The 3,210-nt window shown below is 60.2% G+C and carries 3 protein-coding genes; 2 read left to right on the forward strand and 1 reads right to left on the reverse strand.

Annotated features, from left to right (window positions below; translation table 11 throughout):
- The first annotated feature begins 295 nt into the window (after positions 1 to 295).
- Both NW818_RS10390 and NW818_RS10395 read left to right on the forward strand, forming a co-directional pair.
- Complete coding sequence (locus tag NW818_RS10390; protein ID WP_240530474.1) at positions 296 to 1,132, forward strand: ABC transporter ATP-binding protein; 837 nt, start codon at positions 296 to 298, stop codon at positions 1,130 to 1,132.
- A gap of 76 nt (positions 1,133 to 1,208) precedes the next feature.
- Positions 1,209 to 1,982 carry an ABC transporter permease gene (locus NW818_RS10395; RefSeq protein ID WP_414407516.1) on the forward strand — a complete coding sequence of 258 codons (774 nt, stop codon included), beginning with the start codon at positions 1,209 to 1,211 and terminating at the stop codon, positions 1,980 to 1,982.
- 33 nt (positions 1,983 to 2,015) lie between these two features.
- Here NW818_RS10395 and ald read toward each other — a convergent pair whose 3' ends face one another.
- A complete protein-coding gene (gene ald, locus NW818_RS10400) occupies positions 2,016 to 3,104 on the reverse strand; it encodes an alanine dehydrogenase (protein ID WP_414424502.1) in 1,089 nt (362 codons plus the stop codon).
- Positions 3,105 to 3,210 lie beyond the last annotated feature (106 nt).

Raw genomic sequence — 3,210 nt, forward strand, 5'->3', positions numbered from 1 at the left:
GGGATAAAGCCCGCACCCTGCGCATAGCACGGGTGTCGGGTAGTTTACTGTCTTCGATGACCGGGCCCTCGGGGATCCCACATCTCCTGAAGCTGAACATGGGGGGACCTCACCGGCCCACAAAGTATCTGGCAACACAGCTGGCTGCCCCTCTCTCTGATGTAGTGGGGATGGGGTTGGCCATACCAATCGAGATAAACCGGCCTGCAACCCTCATTGCTCCCGCCATCATCTGTCTGGATCAGGGGGATCAGCCCTCACTTGGGCCACTATGAAAATCATTGGAGTTGAGTCAATGTTGGAGTCGCAGAGGGTGGTTCAAAGTGGGTTATCTTCCCCCGCTGTTTCGGGCAAGCCCGTTCTGGAGTTGCGCCACGTCTCGCTGCAGTACCCCACCAAGGGATCCCCAATCACGATCATCCGCGACGTCAGCTTTTCTGTTGCCCACTCGGAGTTTGTCTCCATTGTTGGGCCGAGCGGCTGTGGCAAGACTTCTCTTTTGAAGATGATGGCCGGCCTGAACACTGACCATGGCGGCACCCTCTACTTTCAGTTGCAGCCCATCGCCGGCCCCCTGAAGAGTGTGGGCATGGCCTTTCAAAACCCGGTGCTGCTGCCCTGGCGCACAACCCTGGAGAACGTGTTGCTGCCGTTGGAGGTGGTAGAGCCCTACAAGCGCACCTTCAAGCAAAACCTGGCCCAGCACGAGAAGTCGGCGCTGGAGCTGCTGGCCACCGTGGGCTTGGAGGGTTTTCAGAAAGCCTATCCTTGGCAGCTTTCTGGGGGAATGCGGCAGCGGGCTTCCCTGTGCCGCGCTTTGATCCATCAGCCGGAGCTGTTGTTGTTGGACGAACCTTTTGCCGCTTTGGATGCCTTTACCCGCGAGGATATGTGGGAAATGTTGCAGCGGCTGTGGCTGCGCACCGGCTGCACCGCCATTTTGATCACTCACGATTTGCGGGAGGCGGTTTTCCTCTCCGATACCATTTATGTGATGGGGCCACGACCGAGCGAGATCATCTTTTCCCTCAAAGTGGATCTGCCCCGTCCACGCCCGCTGGAGATCTGCCTGACGGACGAGTTTCACCGCTTGGTCTCGGAAGTGCGCCAGCACATTCGGCGCAGCTATTAGGCCAAAGAGCCCTTGATCCAAAAAATCTGGAAAGGTTTGCTGGACAGGTTACCGCGCATTTCTGCCGAGGGATCCCATGAAAAAATCATTTGACCGATTTTTGCAGACCCAAACGGCTTCTGTGGTCTTGCCCGCTGTCACCATCGTTTTGACCCTTGTGCTCTGGCAGGTGGGGGTGGGGCTGTTCAACGTTCCTCGCTTCATTCTGCCGGCGCCCACCCAGATCCTCGCAGCCATGAACCAGTGGAGCCCGGTGATTCTGCGTCACTCCCTAACCACCCTCACTTCGACGCTGCTGGCCTTTGCGCTGGCTTTGGTGGGGGGGATATTGCTGGGATCGATCATCGGCAGCTCCCGCCTGGCCCATCTGTGTTTGTACCCGCTGCTGGTGGGGTTTAACACCATCCCGAAGGTGGCTTTGGTGCCGCTGCTGGCGATTTGGTTTGGCTTGGGCCTGATCCCGGCGGTGATCACGGCCTTTTTGCTGGCCTTTTTCCCCATTGCAGTCAATGTGGCGGTGGGGCTGGAGACGGTGGAAGCCGAGATGCGAGATGTGCTGCGCTCGCTGGGGGCCAGCTCTTGGGAGATCTTCACCAAGGTGGGGCTACCCCACAGCATGCCCTACCTGTTTGCCTCGTTGAAGGTGGCCATCTCCTTTGCTTTTGTCGGCTCGGTGATCTCGGAGACGGTGGCTTCCAACCAGGGGCTGGGCTACCTGATCGTGTCGGCCAGTTCTTCTTTTGATGTGCCTTTGGCCTTTGCGGGTTTGGCTGCCCTCGGCCTCATGGGTGTCTTGCTCTACACCTTTTTCGCGGCTCTGGAGCGCTATGTCCTGTCCTGGCGACAGTAGCATCTCTCCCCAGGGAGCCAACCCCTGCCTGAGCTAGCCCAGGTCTGGAAAGGTGGCTCGCACCGCCGGGTGGATGAGCTTGCCTGCCCTGACGTTTAGCCCTTTGGCCAAGGCCGGGTCTTGTTCCAAAGCAGCGGGCAAGCCGAGATTGGCCAGCTTGAGGATGTAGGGGAGAGTGGCGTTGACCAGCGCTTGGGTCGAAGTCCAGGGAACGGCTCCGGGCATGTTGGGAACGCCGTAGTGTAGCACCCCGTAGGCTTCGTAAACCGGCTGGGCATGGGTGGTAACCCGTGTGGTGGCGATGCACCCCCCCTGATCCACCGCCACATCCACAATGAGGGAGCGAGGACGCATCTGGGCCACCAACTCTTCTCCCACCAAGACCGGGGCCCGCCTTCCCGGCACCAGCACTGCCCCTACCACCAGGTCGGCCTCGCGAACACACTCTTCCACGCTTTGGGCCGTGCTGTAGAGCAGCTCCACACGGGATCCAAAGAGCAGCTCCAGCTCGTTCAGCCGCTGCAGGTTGATGTCCAAAATCTGCACCCGCGCCCCCAAGCCTACGGCCATTTTGGCCGCCTCGGTGCCCACCGTGCCTCCGCCCAAGATCACCACCCGCCCCGGCGGCACCCCTGGGATCCCACCCAGCAACACGCCCCGCCCCCCCTGCTGTCGGGTCAGGTAATGGGCGCCAAATTGCACCGAGAGCCGCCCGGCAATCATGCTCATGGGCATCAACAAGGGCAGGGATCCATCTGCCAATTCCACCGTTTCATAGGCGAGGCAGGTGGCCCCCGATTGCAACAGCGCCTGGGTCAGCTCGCGGCTGGCGGCCAAGTGCAAATAGGTAAACAGGATGAGGTCGGGATGGAGCAGAGGATACTCGGCAGGCAGGGGCTCCTTGACCTTCACCACCAACTGCTGCCGGTAGATCTCCTCAGGAGTGACAGCCAGCTTGGCCCCCGCTTTTTGGTAGTCCTCATCCGTGAAGCCCGCCCCCTGGCCTGCTTGGGTTTCCACCCACACCTGATGCCCCTGTTCGGTTAAGGCCCGCACCGCCGCCGGTGTCAGCCCGACACGGAACTCTTGCTCTTTGATCTCTTTGGGCACGCCAATTCGCATAGGGATCCCCGCAGGGCTGCTTTCCAGTCTAGACAGACTCTCCCCGCAATGGGATCCCTGGCCTGAGCAGGAGAGCGAAAATTGTAAAGTTTTGTGCGCGATCTGT

The organism is Synechococcus sp. R6-5, from assembly GCF_047461775.1.
GTDB lineage: Bacteria > Cyanobacteriota > Cyanobacteriia > Thermostichales > Thermostichaceae > Thermostichus.

What these genes read in the sequence shown, in the direction of transcription:
- NW818_RS10390 (WP_240530474.1), top strand. Translation starts at nt 296, where the DNA reads ATGTTGGAGTCGCAGAGGGTGGTTCAAAGTGGGTTATCTTCCCCCGCT.
- NW818_RS10395 (WP_414407516.1), top strand. Translation starts at nt 1,209, where the DNA reads ATGAAAAAATCATTTGACCGATTTTTGCAGACCCAAACGGCTTCTGTG.
- ald (WP_414424502.1), bottom strand. Translation starts at nt 3,104, where the DNA reads ATGCGAATTGGCGTGCCCAAAGAGATCAAAGAGCAAGAGTTCCGTGTC.